General features: G+C 60.4%; 23 protein-coding genes. 19 read left to right on the forward strand and 4 right to left on the reverse strand.

Annotation, left to right across the window (positions count from 1 at the left end; genetic code table 11):
* Positions 1-104 precede the first annotated feature (104 nt).
* The 3 genes from phaZ to M5B97_RS25750 all read left to right on the forward strand — a co-directional run bounded on the left by phaZ (position 105) and on the right by M5B97_RS25750 (position 3,371).
* Positions 105-950 carry a poly(3-hydroxyalkanoate) depolymerase gene (phaZ, locus tag M5B97_RS25740; RefSeq protein ID WP_123716222.1) on the forward strand — a complete coding sequence of 282 codons (846 nt, stop codon included), beginning with the start codon at positions 105-107 and terminating at the stop codon, positions 948-950.
* An 89-nt stretch (positions 951-1,039) separates the two neighbouring features.
* Positions 1,040-2,722, forward strand: a complete 1,683-nt coding sequence (gene phaC, locus M5B97_RS25745; protein WP_134660444.1) for a class II poly(R)-hydroxyalkanoic acid synthase — start codon at positions 1,040-1,042, stop codon at positions 2,720-2,722.
* A gap of 28 nt (positions 2,723-2,750) precedes the next feature.
* Complete coding sequence (locus M5B97_RS25750) at positions 2,751-3,371, forward strand: TetR/AcrR family transcriptional regulator (RefSeq protein WP_123716224.1); 621 nt, start codon at positions 2,751-2,753, stop codon at positions 3,369-3,371.
* Between the two features lie 22 nt (positions 3,372-3,393).
* Here M5B97_RS25750 and M5B97_RS25755 read toward each other — a convergent pair whose 3' ends face one another.
* On the reverse strand, positions 3,394-4,056 hold the full coding sequence (locus M5B97_RS25755; protein ID WP_248733058.1) for a response regulator transcription factor: 663 nt from the start codon (positions 4,054-4,056) through the stop codon (positions 3,394-3,396).
* A 370-nt stretch (positions 4,057-4,426) separates the two neighbouring features.
* On the opposite strand from M5B97_RS25755, the gene M5B97_RS25760 reads away from it, so the two are divergent.
* The 6 genes from M5B97_RS25760 (at position 4,427) to M5B97_RS25785 (ending at position 10,886) form a co-directional block, all read left to right on the forward strand.
* On the forward strand, positions 4,427-5,008 hold the full coding sequence (locus M5B97_RS25760; RefSeq protein WP_123716225.1) for a fimbrial protein: 582 nt from the start codon (positions 4,427-4,429) through the stop codon (positions 5,006-5,008).
* 76 nt (positions 5,009-5,084) lie between these two features.
* Positions 5,085-5,861: a fimbria/pilus periplasmic chaperone gene (locus M5B97_RS25765; protein ID WP_248733059.1), complete on the forward strand. Its 777-nt coding sequence runs from the start codon at positions 5,085-5,087 to the stop codon at positions 5,859-5,861.
* Between the two features lie 45 nt (positions 5,862-5,906).
* Positions 5,907-6,635: a fimbria/pilus periplasmic chaperone gene (locus tag M5B97_RS25770; protein WP_248733060.1), complete on the forward strand. Its 729-nt coding sequence runs from the start codon at positions 5,907-5,909 to the stop codon at positions 6,633-6,635.
* A gap of 139 nt (positions 6,636-6,774) precedes the next feature.
* Positions 6,775-9,342 carry a fimbria/pilus outer membrane usher protein gene (locus M5B97_RS25775; RefSeq protein ID WP_248733061.1) on the forward strand — a complete coding sequence of 856 codons (2,568 nt, stop codon included), beginning with the start codon at positions 6,775-6,777 and terminating at the stop codon, positions 9,340-9,342.
* A gap of 56 nt (positions 9,343-9,398) precedes the next feature.
* A complete protein-coding gene (locus M5B97_RS25780) occupies positions 9,399-10,340 on the forward strand; it encodes a fimbrial protein (protein WP_248733062.1) in 942 nt (313 codons plus the stop codon).
* 18 nt (positions 10,341-10,358) lie between these two features.
* Positions 10,359-10,886 carry a fimbrial protein gene (locus M5B97_RS25785; RefSeq protein ID WP_123716230.1) on the forward strand — a complete coding sequence of 176 codons (528 nt, stop codon included), beginning with the start codon at positions 10,359-10,361 and terminating at the stop codon, positions 10,884-10,886.
* Between the two features lie 65 nt (positions 10,887-10,951).
* Here the strand turns inward: M5B97_RS25785 and M5B97_RS25790 are convergent, their stop codons facing one another.
* From M5B97_RS25790 to M5B97_RS25800, 3 genes are all read right to left on the reverse strand, one after another.
* A complete protein-coding gene (locus tag M5B97_RS25790) occupies positions 10,952-11,878 on the reverse strand; it encodes a phasin family protein (protein WP_248733063.1) in 927 nt (308 codons plus the stop codon).
* Between the two features lie 12 nt (positions 11,879-11,890).
* Entirely contained in the window at positions 11,891-12,313 is a 423-nt protein-coding gene (locus M5B97_RS25795) for a phasin family protein (protein WP_123716232.1), read from the reverse strand.
* Positions 12,314-12,417: 104 nt separating this feature from the next.
* On the reverse strand, positions 12,418-12,693 hold the full coding sequence (locus M5B97_RS25800; protein ID WP_071482648.1) for a polyhydroxyalkanoic acid system family protein: 276 nt from the start codon (positions 12,691-12,693) through the stop codon (positions 12,418-12,420).
* 145 nt (positions 12,694-12,838) lie between these two features.
* Here M5B97_RS25800 and ubiE point away from each other — a divergent pair, with 145 nt between their 5' ends.
* From ubiE to M5B97_RS25850, 10 genes are all read left to right on the forward strand, one after another.
* Positions 12,839-13,609, forward strand: coding sequence for a bifunctional demethylmenaquinone methyltransferase/2-methoxy-6-polyprenyl-1,4-benzoquinol methylase UbiE (gene ubiE, locus M5B97_RS25805; RefSeq protein WP_025858682.1), 771 nt, complete (start codon positions 12,839-12,841; stop codon positions 13,607-13,609).
* Complete coding sequence (locus M5B97_RS25810) at positions 13,609-14,232, forward strand: SCP2 sterol-binding domain-containing protein (protein ID WP_123716233.1); 624 nt, start codon at positions 13,609-13,611, stop codon at positions 14,230-14,232. The genes ubiE and M5B97_RS25810 overlap by 1 nt, the downstream gene beginning before the upstream one ends.
* The gene (ubiB, locus tag M5B97_RS25815; protein ID WP_123716234.1) at positions 14,229-15,833 is read left to right on the forward strand and encodes a ubiquinone biosynthesis regulatory protein kinase UbiB; all 1,605 of its coding nucleotides are present in this window, start codon (positions 14,229-14,231) and stop codon (positions 15,831-15,833) included. Before M5B97_RS25810 ends, ubiB begins: the two co-directional genes overlap by 4 nt.
* Positions 15,834-15,874: 41 nt before the next feature.
* The gene (gene hisI, locus M5B97_RS25820) at positions 15,875-16,267 is read left to right on the forward strand and encodes a phosphoribosyl-AMP cyclohydrolase (protein WP_012721796.1); all 393 of its coding nucleotides are present in this window, start codon (positions 15,875-15,877) and stop codon (positions 16,265-16,267) included.
* 2 nt (positions 16,268-16,269) lie between these two features.
* Entirely contained in the window at positions 16,270-16,602 is a 333-nt protein-coding gene (locus tag M5B97_RS25825) for a phosphoribosyl-ATP diphosphatase (protein WP_123716235.1), read from the forward strand.
* A 25-nt stretch (positions 16,603-16,627) separates the two neighbouring features.
* Positions 16,628-16,906 carry a twin-arginine translocase TatA/TatE family subunit gene (locus tag M5B97_RS25830; RefSeq protein WP_012721795.1) on the forward strand — a complete coding sequence of 93 codons (279 nt, stop codon included), beginning with the start codon at positions 16,628-16,630 and terminating at the stop codon, positions 16,904-16,906.
* 10 nt (positions 16,907-16,916) lie between these two features.
* A complete protein-coding gene (tatB, locus tag M5B97_RS25835; RefSeq protein ID WP_123716236.1) occupies positions 16,917-17,318 on the forward strand; it encodes a Sec-independent protein translocase protein TatB in 402 nt (133 codons plus the stop codon).
* Positions 17,315-18,106, forward strand: a complete 792-nt coding sequence (gene tatC, locus M5B97_RS25840) for a twin-arginine translocase subunit TatC (RefSeq protein ID WP_123716237.1) — start codon at positions 17,315-17,317, stop codon at positions 18,104-18,106. Before tatB ends, tatC begins: the two co-directional genes overlap by 4 nt.
* Positions 18,103-18,810, forward strand: coding sequence for a 16S rRNA (uracil(1498)-N(3))-methyltransferase (locus M5B97_RS25845; RefSeq protein WP_248733064.1), 708 nt, complete (start codon positions 18,103-18,105; stop codon positions 18,808-18,810). The genes tatC and M5B97_RS25845 overlap by 4 nt, the downstream gene beginning before the upstream one ends.
* Before the next feature lie 167 nt (positions 18,811-18,977).
* Positions 18,978-20,894: a methyl-accepting chemotaxis protein gene (locus tag M5B97_RS25850; protein ID WP_134660436.1), complete on the forward strand. Its 1,917-nt coding sequence runs from the start codon at positions 18,978-18,980 to the stop codon at positions 20,892-20,894.
* Positions 20,895-20,957: the final 63 nt, after the last annotated feature.

Consider the following 20,957-nt stretch of genomic DNA (forward strand, 5'->3'; position numbering starts at 1 on the left):
GGGGATCAGCCGATGGATCGGGTGACTGACACACCGCCTTCGGGAGCCAGCCCCCTCCCTCGTTTGGCCTGCATTCCAACCGTCATACCTCACAGGGCTTGAGCATGCCGCAACCGTTCATCTTCCGTACCATCGACCTGGATGGCCAGACTATCCGCACGGCGGTACGCCCGGGCAAGCCTCACTTGACGCCGCTGCTGATCTTCAATGGCATCGGCGCCAACCTTGAGCTGGTATTTCCGTTCGCCCAGGCGCTGGACCCGGACCTGGAAGTGATCGCCTTCGACGTGCCAGGCGTGGGTGGGTCGTCGACGCCCAGCGTACCCTATCGTTTTCCCGGCCTGGCCAAGCTCACCGCGCGCATGCTCGATTATCTCGACTACGGCCAGGTCAATGTGGTGGGTGTGTCCTGGGGCGGTGCACTGGCGCAACAATTTGCCTATGACTACCCCGAGCGCTGCAAGAAACTGATCCTGGCGGCGACGGCGGCGGGCGCGGTAATGGTACCGGGCAAGCCAAAAGTGCTGTGGCTGATGGCCAGCCCCCGCCGTTATATCCAGCCATCCCATGTGGTACGCATTGCGCCAATGATTTATGGCGGCTCGTTCCGCCGCGATTCCAAACTGGCCGCCGAACACGCCAGCAAAGTGCGCTCGGCCGGCAAGCTGGGTTACTACTGGCAGCTGTTTGCCGGGCTGGGCTGGACCAGCATCCACTGGCTGCACAAGATCCGCCAGCCGACCCTGGTGCTGGCGGGGGACGACGACCCGCTGATCCCGCTGATCAATATGCGCCTGCTGGCCTGGCGCATCCCCAACGCGCAGTTGCACATCATCGATGACGGCCACCTGTTTCTGATCACTCGGGCGGAAGCGGTGGCGCCGATCATCATGAAGTTTCTCGAGGAGGAGCGCCTGCGGGCTGTGATTCACCCGCGCCCCGCGGTGTAAGGACCACACCGCCGCGCAACTTCCCAGGAACCGACTATGGTTCTGAATTGGCGTGCCAGCTTGATGACTTGACCAAGGAGTGTTGGCTCATGCGAGAAAGACCCGTGACGAACCCGGCGCCCACCCCCGCTGCGTTCATTAATGCGCAAAACGCGATCACCGGTCTCAGGGGACGAGACCTGCTGTCGACCCTACGCAGCGTGGCCACCCACAGCTTGCGCAACCCGATACATACCGCCCGTCATGCCCTGGCATTGAGCGGTCAGTTGGGGCGCGTGCTGCTGGGCGAAACCGTGCACGAGCCCAACCCCAACGACAGCCGCTTCATCGACCCCACATGGAAGCTCAACCCCCTCTACCGGCGCGGCTTGCAAGCCTACCTGAGCTGGCAGCAGCAGACCCGCCACTGGATCGATGACAGCCACTTGAGTGCCGATGACCGCGCCCGTGCGCACTTCGCCTTCTCCTTGCTCAATGACGCCATTTCCCCCTCCAATACCCTGCTCAACCCACTGGCCATCAAGGAGCTGCTGAACTCCGGTGGCAACAGCGTGGTGCGCGGTGTGAGCAACCTGTTCGAAGACCTGCTGCACAACAACGGCCTGCCGCGCCAGGTGAGCAAGCACGCCTTCGAGGTGGGCAAGACGGTAGCCACCACGCCGGGCTCGGTGGTGTTTCGCAATGAGCTGCTGGAGCTGATCCAGTACAAGCCCATGAGCGAAAAACAGTACGCCAAGCCGCTGCTGATCGTGCCGCCGCAAATCAACAAGTACTACATTTTCGACTTGAGCCCCACCAACAGCTTTGTGCAATACGCCCTGAAGAACAGCCTGCAGACGTTCATGATCAGCTGGCGCAACCCGGATGTGCGCCATCGCGAATGGGGCCTGTCCACTTACGTTGCGGCACTGGAGGAAGCGCTCAATGTGTGCCGGGCGATCACCGGGGCCCGGGAGGTCAACCTGATGGGCGCCTGCGCCGGTGGCCTGACCATTGCGGCCCTGCAAGGCCACTTGCAAGCCAAGCGCCAGCTACGGCGCATCTCCAGCGCCACTTATCTGGTCAGCCTGCTCGACAGCCAGATCGACAGCCCCGCCACCCTGTTTGTCGATGAGCAAACCCTGGAGGCCGCCAAACGCCACTCCTACCAGCAGGGCGTGCTGGACGGTCGCGACATGGCCAAGGTGTTCGCCTGGATGCGCCCCAATGACCTGATCTGGAATTACTGGATCAACAACTACCTGCTGGGCAAAGAGCCACCGGCCTTCGACATCCTGTACTGGAACAACGACAACACGCGCCTGCCTGCCGCGCTGCATGGCGACCTGCTGGATTTCTTCAAGCACAACCCGTTGAGCCACCCCGGCGGCCTGGAAGTGTGCGGCACGCCGATCGACCTGCAAAAGGTCACGGTGGACAGCTTCAGCGTCGCCGGGATCAACGACCACATCACGCCGTGGGACGCGGTGTACCGCTCCACCCAATTGCTCGGCGGCGAGCGACGCTTCGTGCTGTCCAACAGCGGGCATATCCAGAGCATCCTCAACCCGCCGGGCAACCCCAAGGCCAACTACGTCGAGAACGCCAAGTTGAGCAGCGATCCACGCGCCTGGTACTACGACGCCAAACACGTCGAAGGCAGCTGGTGGCCGCAATGGCTGGAGTGGATTGCGCAGCGTTCGGGCGTGCTACGCGAAACCCTAACCGCCCTGGGCAACCAGAATTACCCACCGATGGAAGCGGCGCCAGGCACTTATGTGCGGGTGCGCTGAGCTCAACGAACTCATTTAAGAAGACTGGATGAAGACCCGCGACCGTATCCTTGAATGTGCCCTGCAATTGTTCAACCGCAAGGGCGAGCCCAACGTGTCGACCATGGAGGTGGCCAATGAGATGGGGATCAGTCCCGGCAACCTCTACTACCACTTCCATGGCAAGGAGCCGCTGGTACTTGGGCTGTTTGAGCGCTTTCAGTGTGAGCTGGCACCCTTGCTCGATCCACCCGCGAACGCGCAACTGGAGGCCGAAGATTATTGGTTGTTCCTGCACCTGATCGTCGAACGCATGGCCCACTACCGCTTTCTGTTCCAGGACCTGTCGAACCTCGCCGGGCGCCTGCCGAAACTGGCCAAGGGCATTCGCACCCTGCTCACAGCACTCAAGCGCACCTTGGCTTCACTGCTGGCACGGTTGAAAGCCGCGGGGCAGTTGGTCAGCAGTACCCAGGCCCTGGGCCAGTTGGTGGAACAGATCACCCTGACCCTGTTGTTTTCCCTGGATTACCAGAGGGTTCTCGATCGCGAAGGTGAAGTGCAGGTGGTGGTCTACCAAATCATGATGCTGGTGGCGCCACACCTGTTGGCGACAGCCCGCCTGGCGACAGAACAGTTCGCCCTGCGTTACCTGGATAACCCGGGCTGAGGCCCTGCAGTCTGCCGCCTGCCTATTCCGGCTTGCCAAACTGTTGAGTGAACTTGAAAAGCTCGCTATCGGTCTTGATGCCCAGCTTTCGATAGGCCGATTGTTTTTGCGTACTGATAGTACTGGCGCTGCGCGAGAACTTTGCCGCAATTGAACTCACCGACATGCCATCGAGAAAGCACCGCAGTACCTCCTGCTCTTTGGGTGTGAGGCTGGTGTTGGTGGGTAACGAACCGCCCCCACCCAACGTTGACTGCATGTCTGCCCCATTAAAGACATGTTGGGTGCCCTGCTGTTCCGGCAACATACAGGGCTGCAGGTAAATGCGCCCCTGTGCGACTGTTCGAATAGCCGCAATCAACTCCGTCAACTTCTGGGTTTTGCCCAATACCCCCCAACTTCCTGCCTTCAACGCCATTAACACCGTTGCCGGTGTGTAGTGGGACGACAGGACGATAGGTTTGCACTGTTTGAAACGTCGACTCAGCGTCTGTATCAGACTGAGGCCATCAATGTCTGAAGGCCCCAGGATAAAATCCATCACGACCACATCGGCAGATCGCTGGGCAAGCGCCTCCAATAACGCCTTGCCTGTCCCGAAGGAACCGATGACCTCAAGGTCGGCCTCCTTGCCCAGACCCAGCTCGATCCCTTGTCTAACCATCTCATGATCATCAAGCAACATGATGGTGTGCGTACTGGAAGTTGAAGTAGGCATCGAAAAACCCGATCTTGTGAGTACCGCTAATTACAAAAACTTGCCGATCATTAGTAGCACGGTATATCCCAGCCGCTCAGGAGGATCAATCAATAACAACAATAAGGATTCCTCTTACATCTCGAACTTACAGCGCAATCTTACACAGCATAGTCAATACAACTATTTGGATTCTAAATACAAAATTTCGAACAATCACGAGACCAATATCGTTACTTCTCTATAGGCAGCATCAACGGTCCCAGCCGATTATCTGTGTGCCTCGCCAGCTTGCAGCGCTTTAAACAATTGACAAGCCTGCGAGGCATATCCCAGATAAATCACGCTTGGAAATACTATGAAATTCAATGCTCTCTCCACCGTTGCAACAGCCCTTGCATTGGCTGCCGCCGTATCGCAAACCGCACATGCAGCCAATGACGGCACCATCAACTTCACCGGGCTGGTGAACGATACGACCTGCACCATCGAAGGCGCTGCGCCGGGTACCGGTGCAGTGGTCAAGGACGTGAACCTGGGTGGTGTTTCTGCGGCGCGCCTGGCACGACCCGGTGATCGTGCCAACCTGACCGGCTTCACCATCCGGATTGGCGCGCCAGGCGAAGGCAGCTGCACCAATGGCCGCACCGCCATGGTCGCGTTCGACCCCACCAGCCCGGCCATTGACGTAGCGACCGGGCGCCTGAACATCGATGGCTATGACAACCCTGATGACACCGCCAACGCCAAGAACGTCCAGGTTGAAGTGACTAACCGTAACGGCACTCCGATCAACGTCTACACCGAAAAATCGGAGGGCGTTGTCATCGCCGACAACCAGGCCGTCATCCCACTGGCCGCGCAAATGTACGCCACGGCACCTGCCACCGAAGGTACGGTCAAGACGCGCGTCGGCTTTATGGTCGTGTACGCCGATTAAGGAGCACCACGCCTTGTAGGTAACGGACCTGCAGCGGCCCTGCAGGTCCCACCCTTGATTCGAAGAGACCTTGGACATGAAAACAATGGCTCGCCTCGCGCTGGCCACCTGTGCTGTTGGGTTGTTATCGCTGCAAGCGATTCCCGCCCATGCAGGGGTGATTATTTATGGCACTCGCGTGATCTTCCCTGCCGAACAGCAGGAAGTCGTCGTGCGTCTGGAAAACAAAGGCGACCGCCCGGCGCTGGTGCAGACCTGGCTGGACACGGGTGATCTGCGCTCGACACCGGCGACGGCACAAACACCGTTCACCTTGTCACCACCGATCTTTCGCATCGAGCCTCATCAACAGCAGGCAGTGCGCCTGCGCTACTCTGGCGAAACACCGCCCACCGACCGCGAAAGCCTGTACTGGCTGAACGTACTGGAAGTGCCCCCGGTGGCTGCCGGTGCCGAGCAAAACAACCAGATCGAACTGGCGTTCCGGACGCGCTTGCGCGTGTTCCTGCGCCCCCAGTCATTACCCTATCCGGTGGGGAGCGCTCCGGCAAAACTGCAATGGAAACTGGTGACCCGGGATCAGGGCTATGCGCTGCAGGCGACCAACCCGACTCCGTACCATATTTCCCTGACCACCGTTGACTTGCTCAGTGAAGGTAGACGCTTCAGCAAAGCGCCGAACCAGGAAGCCAACGATGGCCTGCTGATGCCGGCCGGCGACGTGAAACTGTTCGCCCTGCCAGACCTGCGCGATCCCCCCCGTGGCGCCTCCAAGGTCGAGTTCACGACCGTCAGCGACTTCGGTGCCCGAGTGCGCCATTCGGCAAACCTTGCCTCTTCAACCACCCGATGACCTCCCATGAACGCAACCTCTATTTCATATCGGCTTTTCAATCTGATGGCCTTGGCATTCGCGCTGTTCGGCGGCGCCATCGCGCATGCCAGCGTTGTCATCAACAACACCCGGATCATTTACCCGCAGAACGACAAAGAGGTGACGGTCAGGCTTGAAAGCAAAAACCAGTCACCGGTATTGATACAGGCATGGTTGGACAACGGCGACGAACACTCCACACCGGATCTTGCCGGAGTTCCGTTTATCGCCACGCCGCCGATCTTCCGCATGGAACCCGGAAAGCAGCAGGTTGTTCGCCTGGCATACACCGGCGAAAGCTTGCCGTCGAAACAGGAAAGCCTGTTCTGGTTCAACCTGCTGGAAGTGCCCGCACAGGCGCAAGACGCTCAGCAGAGCAATCAGCTACAGCTCGCCTTCCGCTCGCGGATCAAGCTGTTTTTTCGCCCGCCGAACCTGCCTTATGGGGTTGAGGCTGCGCCGGGGAAACTGCAATGGCGGCGTGAGTCCACCGAGCAGGGGCAAGTCCTGGAAGTCTACAACCCCACCCCCTATCACGTGACGTTCGAAGACATCGACGTGCTGGAGTCAAAGCTGCGTCATGCACGCAAGACCGCGGCATCCAGCACCGAGAACATGGTGGCCCCGGGTGGTCGTAACCGCTTTGAAGTACCCAGCCTCAAGTCACCGCCGGGCAGCGCAACCACTGTGGAATTCCAGACCCTCGACGACTTTGGGGTGAAGACATCTCACCGCGCCAGGATTTCGATGTGAGCGACGTGGTCTGCCGAGCACCGTAGCTTCCCGCCCCCGTTACTCACCTCACTGAACACACCCGTTTGATGCCCATTTTTCAGGGCAGGGCTTCGCTTTGCCCGAATTCGGACAGCACCTATTTTTGGAAATGGTAAACATGAGTTTGAACACGCCTGTCAGCGTAAGACACTGGCCCCTGACACGTCATCGGTTGACGCATACGGCGCGTTGCCTGTTACTGCTGAGCGGTGCTCATGCCATCGAGGCCCACGCGGTCGAGAATGTCGAGTTCAACCCTGCCTTCTTTCCGGACGGTACGGGCGGCCAACAGGTCGATATTTCAAAATTCAGCCGGGGCAATGTCGTACTCCCCGGCAGCTACCGCACCGATGTCTACCTCAACGGCCAGTGGATAGGGCGCGAAACCGTGGCCTTCGTCGCGGTCAAGGGCCAGGACTCTGCACAGATGTGCCTGGAGCGAGACGCGCTGCTCAGGTTTGGCGTCGACCTGGATGCGCCTCAGAAACAACCCGCCGAGTCCGGTCGAACGCCCATCCCTGCGTTTGCCGCGTGCGCCGAGATGTCCACCTACCTGCCAGGCAGCACCAGTCAATTCGACTCGGGCGAAAACCGCCTGACGCTGCAGGTTCCGCAGATCTACCTGGCGCGCAAAGCGCGTGGCTATGTTGACCCCAAGCACTGGGATGGCGGGGTCGATGCAGCCTTCGCACGCTACAACGTCAACACCTTTGCCACCCGCACCCAAGGCCGCTCGCTCAACTCTCATTATCTGGGCCTGAACACCGGGCTCAATCTGGGTGACTGGCATTGGCGCCACAATGGCAGTTTCAGCCAGACCGACGCCACATCAGGCTATCAAAGCAGCAGCACCTACGTGCAACGCGAACTGCCCCTACTGCGCTCACAACTGATGCTGGGCGAGATCTACACCCCTGGCGAGCTGTTCGACAGCGTACGCCTGCGCGGCGCCAGCCTGTTCAGCGATGACCGAATGCTGCCGGACTCCCTGGCCGGCTTTGCGCCCGTCGTACGGGGCATCGCCCAGACCAATGCCCGAGTCACCGTGCGCCAACGTGGCGTGCTGCTGGATGAAGTGTCTGTGGCGCCCGGTCCATTCGTCCTCAACGACTTGTTTCCTACAGGTTATGGCGGCGACTTGACCGTCACGGTGACTGAAGCCGACGGCCGTCAGCGCGAATTTATCGTGCCATTCGCCGCCAACGCCAACCTGCTGAGGACGGGCCATACCCGCTACTCGCTGAGTGTCGGCCAGTTGGACGAAATCGGACTGCACCATCCACCTGTTCTGGCGCAGGCGACCTACCAAAACGGGCTCAACAACCTGCTCACTGCCTACATGGGCGCGGTAGTGAGCGAGGACTATCTGTCGCAACTGATGGGTGCGGCGTTCAATACCCCGGTCGGAGCCCTGTCTCTTGACCTGACCACCTCGAGAGCAGCCCTGCCGGGTCACGAACCGCGTGGCGGACAAAGCCTGCAGTTACGCTACAGCAAGAACTTCACCGACACCGGTACGCACTTTGCCCTCGGTGCCTACCGTTATTCCACGGAAGGTTTCCTGAGCATCGCGGACGCGGCACGGGTCCGCGACCTGGCCATCGACGGGCGCAGCCTGGACAACCTGTCGCGCCTGCGTGACAGGATGGACATCAGCCTTAACCAGAGCCTGGGCAACGGCTCGGTGTACTTGACCGGTTCTTCACAAAACTACTGGAATCGCGCAAGCGGCAACCTGACCTTCACCGCCGGCTACACCAGTAGCTGGAAGGGCATGCACTACACCGTCAGTGCCCAGCGCACCAAGGATCTGCTGAGTGACCGGGTCGATAAACAACTGGAGCTGACCGTGAGCATGCCGTTGGGCAGCGACGCGCGGTCACCAACCCTGACCAGCACAGCCTTTCGCGGCAATCAAAGCAGCGGCGAGCGTGTGAACCTTGGCGGCACACTGGGCGAACGCAGCGAATTCACCTATGGGGTGGGAGGCAGTCGTACGCAAGGCAGCGGTAACTCCGTGACCGCCGACGTCAAGTACCAGGCCAGTCATGGCGTGCTGTCCGCAGGGTATGGTCAGAGCAACACCTACCGCGCCATGTCATTTGGCATGACCGGTGGCGTTGTCGCCCACGCTGACGACGTGACCTTTGCCCCGGAGCTGGGCGACACCATCGGCATCGTCCAGGCGCCGGATGCCCAGGGTGCACGGGTCAATGGCAACCACGGTGCACAGGTCGGCAAGCGTGGTTTTGCCGTAGTGCCCCACCTCACGCCGTATCGCCAGAACGTGGTCGAGCTGGACCCCAAGGACCTGTCGGTCGACGTGGAACTCAAGACCGCCGCGCAAAATGTGGCGCCCCGTGCAGGCTCGGTGGTGAAGCTGCAGTTCGACACAGTCAGCGGCCAAGCCGTGCTGATCACGGCACTGCGCGAGGATGGCAGCCTGCTGCCGTTCGGGTCGGATGTGTTCGATGAAGACGGAGCAAGCGTGGGGATCGTCGGCCAGGGCGGCAAGGCGTTCGTACGCGTGCCGCGTGACCAGGGGCTTTTGACCGTCAAGTGGGGTAGCCATGACGACGCGTCTTGCCGACTGCACTACGGCCTGGGCAAAGCGCCGGGAACCAAAGGTGCCCAGCGCTTGCGCCATCTGGACGCCGGCACTTGCACAGCCAGGACAAGCGATTGATACGGCGAGTGCGCGCATCGCGCCCAACCCCCCTATTTCTGACTAAGGGACTGACGATGAAACACCCTATCCTGCTCGTTTCGGCACTGCTGGCCCTTGGCATACCGGTCGCCGCCCAGGCGAACTGCGACAGATTCCAGAATGATACGTTTACCTTGAATCTGCCGGCGACGATCACTGTACCGGACAGCCTCCCGGTAGGAAGCGTCATCACTAGCGTGGCGTTCAACGGCACGGCTCCCGACTACTTTGCGCAGTGCAGTGTTGCTACCCATAGCGGGGTCTGGGGTCGATATACCCGACTGCAACACCCAGGGACAGAGGCCTACCACACGGAGGTTCCAGGTGTAGGCCTGCGGATCACGATGACGTGGGCCGGCGGTGGCGGCCCGACAGCCTTTGCACTGTATGACCAAGGTTACCAACAGGTTTACGGCAAGATACCCAGCTTCACCTCAGCGCAGGCCACCTTCTACAAAATCGGACCGGTGACGACCGGGACAATACCCAGTGGAAGATTCTGGGAAAAGCACTGGGTTATCACTCCAGAGCGCTTTCAACTGCAGCTCGGCAGCCCGGTCCGCTTTGTCAGGCCTGCCGCCACCTGCGACCTCGCTGCCGGTGACGTCAACCGCACCATCACGCTTCCGCCCATTCAAGTCAGCGCCTTGAAAGACGAGGTCTACGCGGGCGCAAAAGACTTCGATCTGACAGCCAACTGCACCGATGCAACCAGCGTCACCTTCAGCATCACCGGCACTCCCGCCTCCGGGAACGACGTGCTGTTCGCCAACACCGGCACCGCCGCCGGTGTAGCACTGTGGCTGTACTCACGCATCAACGGTGTACCCCAGACCATCAGCAACAACGGCACGCGCACGCTGGTGGTTTCCGGTAATCGCGCCATCCTGCCGCTCAGCGCGGCTTATCACAAAAACGGCACGGTCAGCTCAGGCACGCTCGCCAGTACTGCCACCGTCAACATTACCTATAACTGAAACAACAAGGACTACCTGATGAGCTTTCGAATCCTGCCTTTAGCGCTGGTAATGACCGCGGGCCTGGCCGCCAGCACGGTACACGCCGCGACCACTGGCATCCTTAACTTCAAGGGCCAGGTCGACGCGGGTACCTGCAACCTGGCCGCTGGCGATGTGAACCGCACCATTACCCTGCCAACAGTCAAAGTATCTGACTTTGATTCGGTCAATTTCACAGGGGAGCATGACTTTGAGATTTCCGCCGACTGCGAATCGGACATCCGCAATGTGATTTTCCTGTTTGCCGGCACCGTCTCCACGGGCAACGGGCTGTTATTTGCCAACGCCGGCACCTCCGCGGGGACAGCCCTCTGGCTGGCGCACCGCACCTCCACTCTTGCAACGATCCCCGCCAATGGCACGCCCGCCCAACGTAGCCGAACGGTGCCGACCAGCGACAACAAGGCGGTTCTGCCACTTAGGGCCGCCTACCATAAAACCGGCGCAGCGATCAGCCAAGGCAGCCTGGTCAGCGCCGTTACCGTGTCCATCACTTACAACTGACGAGGGCCTGAGCGCGCAAAAAAATGCCCGGCCTTCGCAGGCCGGGCATTTTTGTCCCGGTTAAATCAGGACTGACTGGATGGCGTCGGGGTTGCCGGCGTTGCAGTCGCAGTGTTGGCAGCAGACGCCGGTGCGGAAACCGAGTTGGCTGTGGAGGCGGTTGAAGCAGACGCAGTGGCAGGCTTGGCCGCAACAGCTGGCTTCGGTGCCACAGGCTTCTTAGCAGTTGCCGGCTTTTTAGCGGCGGCTGGTTTAGTGGCAGCTGGTTTAGTGGCAGCCGGCTTAGCGGCTGGTTTGGCAGCAGCGGTTTTAGCAACAGGCTTGGCGGCCGGTTTGGCAGCAGGTTTGGCGACGGCTTTAGCGGCGGGCTTGGCAGCGGCTTTGGCGGCCACTGGTTTAGCAGCAGGCTTGGCCGCAGGTTTAGCGGCGGCGGTTTTGGCGGCTGGTTTGGCAGCGGCTTTTACCGGAGCCTTGGCTGCAGGCTTGGCGGCGGCTTTTGCCAGCGGCTTGGCAGCCGTTTTCGCGGCAGGCTTGGCAGCTGCGGTTTTAGCAACAGGCTTGGCGGCCGGTTTGGCGGCTGCAGTTTTCGCCGGTGCCACTTTCGCGCCGGTGAGCTTTTCGATTTGCTTGGTCAACGTGTCGACCTTGCTGTGCAGCGTCTTCAGCTCAGCCTTGCTGGGTACGCCCAATCGAGAAATTGCACTGTTCAGACGCTTGTCGAACGACTCTTCCAACTTGCCCCAAGTATCAGAAATACTGGACTTGGCGGAGCCGGCGCTGGCCTTGGCCGCCTCGACTTTCTTGCCCACGGTGGTCTTGGTCAACTTCTCGGCTTTCTCGCCATCTTTAACCAAGGTCTCGAAGTATTTACCGCCGTCACTGCTCACCTTCGAGTACACGCCTAAACCAGCAAGCCAGATCTTACGGGAGTATTTTTCAACTTCCCCGATCCACGAGCTGCCATCTTTTTGAGTTTTCTTTTGAACAGCCATCCCGTTGTCTCCTTAATGTTTACGCGCGACACGTTCGAGCAATGCCGTCAGCTCTTCGAGCTTAGCAGAGAGTGTCTCAACGTCATGTTTAGACGCAATGCCGATCCGATTCAAGGCACTTGCAACACGCGTGTCAAAGACTTTTTCAACTTTATCCAGTTGAACTTCTACCAGGCCTTTGACACCTGAGACATTACTCTTGACTTGATCAATCTGACTGTTGGCAGCATCAAGTTGTTCAACCACAACTTTTTTGCCTTTACTTTCAACATGTTGACCAGTCTTAACCAGCTCTTTGAAGTACTCGCCGCCCTCGCTGCCGACCTTGGCATACGCACCAAGACCCGCCAGCCAGATCTTGCGGGCATAGCTTTTAACGTCACTCAGGGCAGTGGACTGTACGTCGTTTTTTTTCTTCAAAATAACTTTGGCCATGGTGCACCTCACGCAAAATAGGGTGGAGGAACAGCCCGCAGGAGTTGAGGGCCTGGGCACAAAGTAGGATGAAAAATTAGAATCGGCACCCTAAGCGCAGAGGATCAAGCCAGCGCCTTGTCCAACGCTTTCTCGATTTCGGACTTGATAGTACCGCTCATGGCCGACATCAACAGGCCCAATTCCACATCAATACGCAGCGAATCATCGGCCACTAATACAGTGCCTTTAACCCCCGAACGCTTGAGGTTCAAGGTATCGCCAGACCATGATGGCTCCAGACCATATTGCTCCTTGAGCTTGTGCGCCAACTTCTCGGCCTTCGCCCGCGCGCCTTCCTTACCCAAGGTGTGTGCACGTTCAACGGTAATACGGGCCATTGCTATGACTCCTCTTTAATAGCGAGTGGAACACCTGCCATGCGGCAAAAGGTCCCGGTGACCGCCTATCTTACCTTCAGCCTTGCCAAGACAAAGCAGGCCATGGGGATTATCATGTCCCGCATTCTCTCTTGGTGACAGCGATATGACTGATCAGCGCAAAGGCAGCGATGCCGAACCCACCACTCACTTCGGCTTCAAGAACGTCCCGGAAAGCCAGAAAGCGGAAAAAGTCGCTGAGGTGTTCCACTCCGTGGCCGCCAAGTACGACCTGATGAACGACGTACTGTCGGGCGGCATGCACCGCCTGTGGAAACGCTTCACCATCGAATTGTCGGGCGTGCGCACCGGCAACCGCGTGCTGGACATCGCCGGCGGCACGGGCGACCTGGCGGCCAAGTTCTCCAAGCTCGTCGGCCCTACCGGCCAGGTAGTGCTGGCGGACATCAACGGTTCGATGCTCAAGGTCGGTCGCGATCGCCTGCTGGATAAAGGCGTGGCCGGCAATATCGAGTTCGTCCAGGCCGACGCGGAAAAGCTGCCGTTCCCGGACAACCATTTCGACTGCGTGACCATCGCCTTCGGCCTGCGCAATGTCACCCACAAAGAAGACGCGATCCGCTCCATGCTGCGCGTACTCAAGCCCGGTGGCCGCCTGTTGGTATTGGAGTTCTCCAAACCGACCAATGCGCTGATGTCCAAGGTCTACGACACCTACTCCTTCGCCTTCATGCCGTTGATGGGCAAGCTGATCACCAATGACGCCGACAGCTATCGCTACCTGGCCGAATCGATCCGCATGCACCCTGACCAGGAAACCCTGAAGTCGATGATGGTAGAAGCCGGTTTCGACCGCGTGACCTATCACAACATGACCTCGGGCATCGTCGCCCTGCATCGCGGCATCAAGCCCTGATGCTGCTCAAAGGTCTCCTCGCCAGCGTGGAACACGGCATCAACCGTGTGCTGCGCCTGGACAGCACTGCCCTGGCGCGGCTCGCTCACCTCAACGGCAAGATCATCGCCGTCGACTGCCGCAGCCCCGCCTTGCAGCTGTTTATCCTGCCCAGCGATGAAGGCCTGATGCTCGCCGGCAACTGGGCCGCCGAAGCTGACTGCACCCTGCGTGCGCCGGCATCGAGCCTGTTGCACCTGGCCCTGAGCCGCAACAAGACCGCCATCCTGCACAGCGCCGAAGTGGAGCTGGAAGGCGACAGCGCGGTGCTGATGGACTTGGCCGCCGTGCTGCAAGACCTGGAGCTGGACTGGGAATACGAGCTGTCGCGCTGGATCGGCCCCGTCGCCACCCAGTTGATCAGCGGGCACCTGCGCAGCCGCTCGCGCTGGTACCAGCAAGGGTTCGCCAGCCTCAACCAGAACCTTGCCGAATACCTGAGCGAAGAATCGCGCACTCTGGTCGGACAACGGGAAGCGCAAGCGCGCTTTCGTGAGCTCGACAAGGCCAAAATCGACCTGGAACGCCTTGAGGCCCGCTTCGAGCGCCTGAGCCGTTCCCTTGATCCAAGCGATAACGCATGAAGCTGCTCGCCGTCCGCCGTTTGTTTCGTATCCAGCGCGTCGTAATCCGCTACCGCCTCGATGACCTGCTGTTCGCCCTGCCCCTGCCGTGGTTTCTTCTGGCGGTACGCTATGTGCTGCCATGGCGCTGGTTCCCGCGCAAGCAGCTGGAACTGAGCCGTGGCGCGCGCCTGCGCCTGGCGCTGCAGGACCTGGGGCCGATCTTCATCAAGTTCGGGCAGATCCTCTCCACCCGCCGCGACCTGCTGCCGGAAGACATCGCCGACGAACTGATGCTCCTGCAGGACCGCGTGCCACCGTTCGACTCCCAGCAATCGGTCAAGCTGATCGAAGAACAGCTCGGCAAAAAGATCAGCGAGGTGTTCAGACGCTTCGACATCGAGCCGCTGGCTTCGGCCTCGGTGGCGCAAGTGCACGCCGCACAACTCAAGACCGGCGAAGAAGTGGTGGTGAAAGTGATTCGCCCCGGCCTCAAGCCGATCATCGGCCAGGACCTGGCGTGGCTGTTCATCCTCGCCCGCGCCGCCGAACGCTTCTCCGCCGACGCACGCCTGCTGCACCCGGTGGACGTGGTCGCCGATTACGAAAAAACCATCTACGACGAACTCGACCTGTTGCGCGAAGCGGCGAATGCCAGCCAGCTCAAGCGCAACTTCGAAGGCTCGCCGCTGCTGTACGTGCCGCAAGTGTATTGGGACTGGTGCCGCCCCAAAGTGCTGGTGATGGAGCGCATCTATGGCGTGCAGGTCACCGACCTCGCGACCCTGGCTGACCAGCGTACCGATATGAAGATGCTCGCCGAACGTGGCGTGGAGATCTTCTTCACCCAGGTGTTCCGCGACAGCTTCTTTCACGCCGACATGCACCCGGGCAACATCTTCGTCAGCACCGTGAACCCGTGGAGCCCGCAGTACATTGCGATCGACTGCGGCATCGTCGGTAGCCTGACTCCGGAAGACCAGGATTATCTGGCACGCAACCTGTTCGCCTTCTTCAAGCGCGACTACCGCCGCGTGGCACAGTTGCACATCGATTCGGGCTGGGTGCCGGCGGAAACCAAGCTCAACGAATTCGAAGCGGCGATCCGCACCGTGTGCGAGCCGATCTTTGAAAAACCGTTAAAAGATATTTCCTTCGGTCAGGTGCTGATGCGCCTGTTCCAGACCGCGCGGCGCTTCAATATGGAAGTGCAGCCGCAGTTGGTGCTGTTGCAGAAAACCTTGCTGAACATCGAAGGCCTGGGTCGCCAGTTGTACCCGGACCTCGACCTGTGGAATACCGCACAACCGTTCCTCGAACGCTGGATGCGCGAGCGGGTCAGCCCGAAGACCCTGATCGGCAATCTGCACAGCCAGTTCGAGCAACTGCCACACCTGGCCAACATGACCCGCGACCTGCTCGAGCGCATGTCCCAGCCCCACGCCAAGGACCCGGCGCCGCCCTGGCAGAAGCGCAAGGACGACTGGTTCCTGCGCCTGCTGGGCGCCGCGCACCTGGTCGGCGGGGTGATGTTGGCCATTGGTGGCCCGCTGAACCAGCTGGGCCACTGGCCGGCCGGTATCATGGTCGCCGTGGGCGTTTATCTGATCGTGCGTCGATAGCCAATCCGGTTATACACTGTCGCAAATTGCCGGAGCCGAACATGAAAGACTGGCTGGACGAGATCAAGTGGGACAGTGACGGCCTGGTGCCGGCCATTGCCCAGGACTACAAGACCGGGCGCGTACTGATGATGGCCTGGATGAACCGCGAGGCCCTGAGCCTCACTGCCACTGAGCAGCGCGCCATCTACTGGTCACGCTCGCGTGGCAAACTGTGGCGCAAGGGCGAAGAGTCCGGGCACGTGCAGACCCTGCACGAGATGCGCATCGACTGCGACGCCGACGTGGTAATCCTCAAGGTCGAGCAGATCGGCGACATCGCCTGCCACACCGGCCGTCACAGCTGCTTCTATCGCGTGTTCGAGAACGGCGAATGGAAAGTTGTGGAGCCGGTGCTCAAAGACCCGCACGCCATCTACTCGGCAGGACACTGAACATGAGCGATACCCTGAACCGCGTGGCCCAGGTGCTGGAAGACCGCAAAGGCGCGGATGCCGACAGCTCCTACGTCGCCAGCCTGTACCACAAGGGCCTGAACAAGATCCTGGAGAAACTCGGCGAAGAATCCGTCGAGACCATCATCGCCGCCAAGGACGCGCAAATCAGCGGCGACTGCAGCGATGTCATCTACGAAACCGCCGACCTATGGTTCCATAGCCTGGTCATGCTCGCCCAATTGGGGCAGCATCCACAGGCCGTACTGGACGAACTGGACCGTCGCTTCGGCTTGTCCGGGCACGTCGAAAAGGCCTCGCGCCCGTCCGCCTGAATAACTTCTACAGAGGAATTGCAGCATGGGCATTTTTGACTGGAAACACTGGATCGTCATTCTGGTGGTGGTGGTACTGGTATTCGGCACCAAGAAACTCAAGAACCTGGGCACCGACGTGGGCGAGTCGATCAAGGGCTTTCGCAAAGCCATGAACGACGACGAAAAACCAGCCGACCCGGTCGTCAATCCGGTGCCGCCGGCCCAACCGGTACACCCGCAGGCCACCCAGCCGATCACCGAGCGTCGGACCTTCGACGTGCAGGCTGAAAAAGTCGAAGAGCCGACCCGCAAAGACTCGTGAGCACTGACTAATGTTTGGTATCAGCTTCTCTGAACTGTTACTCGTCGGCCTCGTGGCCTTGCTGGTGTTGGGCCCGGAACGCCTGCCCGGTGCCGCGCGCACGGCCGGCCTGTGGATCGGGCGCCTGAAACGCAGTTTCAATGCCATCAAACAGGAAGTTGAACGGGAAATCGGTGCCGACGAGATCCGCCGCCAACTGCACAACGAACACATAATGTCGTTGGAACAGGAAGCCCGGAAGATCCTGTCGCCGGTACAGGAGCCGGCCAAGCCGGTCGAGCCTGTGGCCGAACACAGCATTGCACCGGCCCCCGTTGCAGAAACCACGCCCGCTGCGCCCACCGAGCCTGCGCCGACGCCCGTTGCGTCGCCCGCGCCCCATGACCCTACATTGCCGCCGCGAGCCCCATGAGCGCTGATAAACCGGAAAACGACCAGCACATGCCGCTGGTCTCGCACCTCACCGAGTTGCGTACCCGCCTGCTGCGTTGCGTAGCGGCCATCTTCATCATCTTTGCCGGGTTGTTCGCCTTTACCCAGCAAATCTACACCTTTGTCTCAACGCCTCTGCGCCAGTACCTGCCGGCCGGTGCGACGATGATCGCCACCGATGTGTCGTCGCCGTTCCTCACGCCGCTGAAGCTGACCATGATGGTGTCGCTGTTCCTGGCGATCCCGGTGATCCTGCATCAGATCTGGGGTTTTATCGCACCAGGCCTGTACAAGCATGAGAAGCGCATCGCGGTGCCGCTGCTGGTGTCGAGCATCCTGCTGTTCTACACCGGCATGGCGTTCGCCTATTTCCTGGTGTTCCCGCTGATCTTCAAATTCTTCGCCGCAGCCACTCCGGCCGGCGTGGAGATGATGACCGACATCACCAGCTACCTCGATTTCGTGATGACGTTGTTCTTCGCCTTCGGCGTGGCCTTCGAAATTCCGGTGGCCGTGGTGCTGCTGGTGTGGATCGGCGTGGTCGACGTCAAATACCTGAAGAAGATCCGCCCGTACGTGATCATCGGCTGCTTCGTGGTCGGCATGATTCTCACGCCACCGGACATCTTCTCCCAGACGTTGCTGGCCGTGCCCATGTGGATGCTGTTCGAGATCGGCATCCTGTTCGGCAGCCTGATCACCAAGCGCAGCGACCAGCCGGATGACCCACCCGTTGACAACGACCAGCCGCCAGCGACCCAGCCGTGAACCTGCTGCTGCTGGAGGAAGCCGACTTTATCGCGGCCGACCGGGTCATTCTGCGTGATCGACGCCTGGTGCATATGCAGGAAGTCCACCGCGCTGCAGTGGGCGACAGCCTGCGGGTGGGCTGCGTCGGCGGCCTGATGGGCAACGCTCGACTAGTGCGCCTGGAAACGTGCGAGGCCGAGCTGCAAGTCAGCTTCGATCAACCACCGCCGGCCAAACTGCCCCTGACCCTGTTGCTGGCACTGCCACGCCCGAAAATGTTGCGTAGGGTGCTGCAAACCGTCGCTTCCATGGGCGTGCCCAAGGTGGTGCTGGTCAACAGCTACCGGGTGGAGAAGAGCTTCTGGCAAACACCGTTCCTGGAGCCTGAAGCGATCCGTGAGCAACTGATCCTGGGCCTGGAACAGGCACGGGATACGGTGCTGCCCGAGATCATTATCGAAAAGCGCTTCAAGCCGTTCGTTGAAGACCGTTTACCGGCCATGACCGCAGGCACCCTGGGCCTGATCGGCCACCCCGGTGCTTACCCGGCCTGCCCACGCGGGCTGGATGAGCCGGTGACACTGGCCATTGGCCCCGAGGGCGGCTGGATTCCCTACGAAGTGGACCTGCTGACCAAGGCCGGCTTGCAACCGGTGCAACTCGGCGCACGCATCCTGCGCGTGGAAACTGCCGTCACCGCCCTGCTCGCCCGCCTCTTCTAGCGACGAACCGGCATGTTGCAGTGAGCGCCGGCCCTGCGCGGGGCAGGTCCTGGCCAGTACGCCAGGGCCAGCTCGCTCACGACAACTTCAGCCTTTCCTACAGATATCTCCCTGCCAGCCGATAGCCTTTGAATAAGTCCAAGCCTTGTTCCAAAGGAGAGCGCAGCATGTATCGTTGGTTAGCCGAAAAACTGGGGAATGTGAGCGTCAATCGCAAGCTGAGCGTAGGCTTTGGCTTGGTGTTGATTCTGACGCTGTTGATCACCTTCACCGGCTGGACCGGCTTGAGCGACGTGACCAGCCGTGGCGACAAACTGGGGTTTATTTCCAGCCTGAACAGCCTGACCAAAGACCTGCGGTTGGCACGCCTGGACTTCGAAATGCGTCGCGGCGAACAAGGCACGGATGCGGTCAATGGCCTGCTCACGCAGTTGGACAGTGGCCTGAAAACCGCCCAGGGCCTGATCGAACAGCCCAGCGACAAGGCGCTGGTCGAGCAACAACTGGAGGCCCTGAACCAATACAAAAACGCCTTCGCCACCATGGTCCAGGCCGGCCTCAAGCGTGAAGGCGCCCGCAGCCAATTGGGTGACACCGCCGACAATGCGGTGGTCAAGATCAATGAAATCGAAAAAGCCCTGCTGCAAGGTGACAGCGTCACCCAGTTCAATAGCGTGGTGGAGTTGAGCAAACTGATCCAGCAATCGCGCTTCCAGGTTCGCGGCTACACCTACAGCGGCAAGACGGAGGCCGAACAACCTGCCCTGGATGCCATCGACAACGCCCTGAAAAAAATCAGCGACCTGCAAGGCCAGCTACCAGCGCCTTACCAGGCCAACCTGCAAGAAGCCGGCGTGTCGCTGCAAGCCTATCGCGCTGCCGTCAGCCAGTATCGCGACGCTCAAGTCGCCAGCGCGGCCGCCATGGCAACCATGAAGGCCCAAGGCGATATCCTGTTGGGCCATAGCGAAAAACTCACCACCTCGCAAACGGCGGTGCGTGATGCCGACGTGGTGCGCGCCAAACAGCTGTTGCTGCTGGCCACCGTGCTGGCGCTGATTTTCGGCATATTCGCTGCCCTGGCCATTACCCGCCAAATCGTCATCCCATTGAACCAGACACTCAAAGTCGCAGAGCGCGTGGCCTCTGGCGACCTGAGCCACAACCTGGACTCGATGCGCCAGGACGAACTGGGCCAGTTGCAACGCGCCATGCAAAGCATGACCGTGGGCCTGCGCGAACTGATCGGCGGCATCAGCGACGGCGTCACCCAGATCGCCAGCGCCGCCGAACAACTGTCGGCCGTGACCGAACAAACCAGCGCCGGGGTCAATAGCCAGAAGGTCGAAACCGACCAGGTGGCCACCGCCATGAACGAAATGGCTGCCACCGTGCAGGAAGTGGCGCGCAACGCCGAGGAAGCGTCCGAAGCCGCCGTGGCCGCTGACCAACAGGCCCGCGAAGGCGACAAAGTAGTCAATGAAGCCATCAACCAGATCGAGCGCCTGGCCACCGAAGTCGGCAATTCCACAGTCGCCATGGGCGACCTGAAACGCGAAAGCGACAAGATTGGCAGCGTACTCGATGTGATCAAGTCGGTGGCCCAGCAAACCAACCTGTTGGCGCTGAACGCGGCGATTGAAGCGGCACGCGCCGGTGAAGCCGGACGCGGTTTCGCAGTGGTGGCCGATGAAGTACGCAGCCTGGCCCAACGTACCCAGAAGTCCACCGAAGAGATCGAGGAGTTGATCGTCGGCCTGCAAAGTGGCACCCAGCATGTGGCCACCATCCTGGACAACAGCCGTGGCCTGACCGACAGCAGCGTCGACCTGACCCGTCGCGCCGGCAGTGCGTTGGCCAGCATCACCCGCACAGTCTCGGCCATCCAGGCGATGAACTCGCAGATCGCCACCGCCGCCGAGCAGCAGAGCGCCGTTGCCGAAGAGATCAACCGCAGCGTGTTGAATGTGCGCGACGTGTCCGAGCAGACTTCGTCGGCCAGCGAAGAAACCGCCGCATCCAGCGCAGAACTGGCGCGGCTGGGGATCTATTTGCAGACCTTGGTCGGGCGCTTCCGCGTCTGACCGTTTCATCGCGGCGGTCCATCAAGGCCGCCGCAATTTATGAAACTTCCTACGCAGTTATCA

This window comes from Pseudomonas sp. MWU13-2517 (genome assembly GCF_023242545.1).
GTDB lineage: Bacteria > Pseudomonadota > Gammaproteobacteria > Pseudomonadales > Pseudomonadaceae > Aquipseudomonas.

Bases quoted from the DNA above. Each gene is read 5' to 3' on its own strand.
- M5B97_RS25775 (WP_248733061.1), top strand. From the start codon at position 6,775: ATGAGTTTGAACACGCCTGTCAGCGTAAGACACTGGCCCCTGACACGT.
- M5B97_RS25760 (WP_123716225.1), top strand. From the start codon at position 4,427: ATGAAATTCAATGCTCTCTCCACCGTTGCAACAGCCCTTGCATTGGCT.
- M5B97_RS25825 (WP_123716235.1), top strand. From the start codon at position 16,270: ATGAGCGATACCCTGAACCGCGTGGCCCAGGTGCTGGAAGACCGCAAA.
- M5B97_RS25800 (WP_071482648.1), bottom strand. From the start codon at position 12,693: ATGGCCCGTATTACCGTTGAACGTGCACACACCTTGGGTAAGGAAGGC.
- hisI (WP_012721796.1), top strand. From the start codon at position 15,875: ATGAAAGACTGGCTGGACGAGATCAAGTGGGACAGTGACGGCCTGGTG.
- phaC (WP_134660444.1), top strand. From the start codon at position 1,040: ATGCGAGAAAGACCCGTGACGAACCCGGCGCCCACCCCCGCTGCGTTC.
- phaZ (WP_123716222.1), top strand. From the start codon at position 105: ATGCCGCAACCGTTCATCTTCCGTACCATCGACCTGGATGGCCAGACT.
- ubiE (WP_025858682.1), top strand. From the start codon at position 12,839: ATGACTGATCAGCGCAAAGGCAGCGATGCCGAACCCACCACTCACTTC.
- ubiB (WP_123716234.1), top strand. From the start codon at position 14,229: ATGAAGCTGCTCGCCGTCCGCCGTTTGTTTCGTATCCAGCGCGTCGTA.
- M5B97_RS25755 (WP_248733058.1), bottom strand. From the start codon at position 4,056: ATGTTGCTTGATGATCATGAGATGGTTAGACAAGGGATCGAGCTGGGT.
- M5B97_RS25785 (WP_123716230.1), top strand. From the start codon at position 10,359: ATGAGCTTTCGAATCCTGCCTTTAGCGCTGGTAATGACCGCGGGCCTG.
- M5B97_RS25810 (WP_123716233.1), top strand. From the start codon at position 13,609: ATGCTGCTCAAAGGTCTCCTCGCCAGCGTGGAACACGGCATCAACCGT.
- tatC (WP_123716237.1), top strand. From the start codon at position 17,315: ATGAGCGCTGATAAACCGGAAAACGACCAGCACATGCCGCTGGTCTCG.
- M5B97_RS25780 (WP_248733062.1), top strand. From the start codon at position 9,399: ATGAAACACCCTATCCTGCTCGTTTCGGCACTGCTGGCCCTTGGCATA.
- M5B97_RS25750 (WP_123716224.1), top strand. From the start codon at position 2,751: ATGAAGACCCGCGACCGTATCCTTGAATGTGCCCTGCAATTGTTCAAC.
- M5B97_RS25790 (WP_248733063.1), bottom strand. From the start codon at position 11,878: ATGGCTGTTCAAAAGAAAACTCAAAAAGATGGCAGCTCGTGGATCGGG.
- M5B97_RS25830 (WP_012721795.1), top strand. From the start codon at position 16,628: ATGGGCATTTTTGACTGGAAACACTGGATCGTCATTCTGGTGGTGGTG.
- M5B97_RS25795 (WP_123716232.1), bottom strand. From the start codon at position 12,313: ATGGCCAAAGTTATTTTGAAGAAAAAAAACGACGTACAGTCCACTGCC.
- tatB (WP_123716236.1), top strand. From the start codon at position 16,917: ATGTTTGGTATCAGCTTCTCTGAACTGTTACTCGTCGGCCTCGTGGCC.
- M5B97_RS25770 (WP_248733060.1), top strand. From the start codon at position 5,907: ATGGCCTTGGCATTCGCGCTGTTCGGCGGCGCCATCGCGCATGCCAGC.
- M5B97_RS25765 (WP_248733059.1), top strand. From the start codon at position 5,085: ATGAAAACAATGGCTCGCCTCGCGCTGGCCACCTGTGCTGTTGGGTTG.
- M5B97_RS25850 (WP_134660436.1), top strand. From the start codon at position 18,978: ATGTATCGTTGGTTAGCCGAAAAACTGGGGAATGTGAGCGTCAATCGC.